The following is a 531-nucleotide window of genomic DNA, read 5'->3' on the forward strand; positions in this document are numbered from 1 at the left end:
CGGTGGCAGACTTCGCGCCGCACCTCTACCTCGGCACCTCCTCCTGGCTGGGCGCCCATGTGCCCTTCAAGAAGTCCGATGTCTTGCGGCATATGGCGGCCGTGCCCAGCGCGGTCAAGGGCCGCTACCTGGCCATGGCGCTGCAGACCGCGGCGGGCGCCAACCTGTCCTTCCTGCGCGACAAGGTGCTCTACCACCCGGACGAACTCCTCAGCGACGAACAGCACCCGGATCTCTATGCCCTGCTCGACCGCATCGCCGCTCGGGTGCCGGCCGGCGCCCGCGGGCTGCTCTACACCCCCTGGCTGTATGGCGAGCGCAGCCCGGTGGACGAGTGCTCGGCGTTGGCCGCCAGCTGCCAGTCGGTGATCTCGTCCGTCGGGTATTCGGCCGGCTGACGCTGCTTCTTGCGGTAGCTGTTGATGTACGTGTTGGTCATGATCCGGTACAGCCACGCCTTGAGGTTGGTGCCCTCGCGGAATGAGTGAAAGGCCGAATAAGCCTTGACCATGGTCTCCTGCACCAGGTCCT

2 pseudogenes are annotated in these 531 nt (G+C 66.3%); one reads left to right on the forward strand and one right to left on the reverse strand.

Annotated features, from left to right (window positions below):
- Positions 1-398: pseudogene (locus FH08_RS0133930) on the forward strand (FGGY-family carbohydrate kinase); the annotation flags it as partial.
- Here the strand turns inward: FH08_RS0133930 and FH08_RS50770 are convergent.
- Positions 314-531, reverse strand: a pseudogene (locus FH08_RS50770) (sigma factor); the annotation flags it as partial. The pseudogenes FH08_RS0133930 and FH08_RS50770 sit on opposite strands and share 85 nt — an antisense overlap.

Origin of the sequence: Caballeronia sordidicola, from assembly GCF_000729995.1 — a bacterium.
In the GTDB taxonomy this organism is placed as follows: domain Bacteria; phylum Pseudomonadota; class Gammaproteobacteria; order Burkholderiales; family Burkholderiaceae; genus Caballeronia; species Caballeronia sordidicola_A.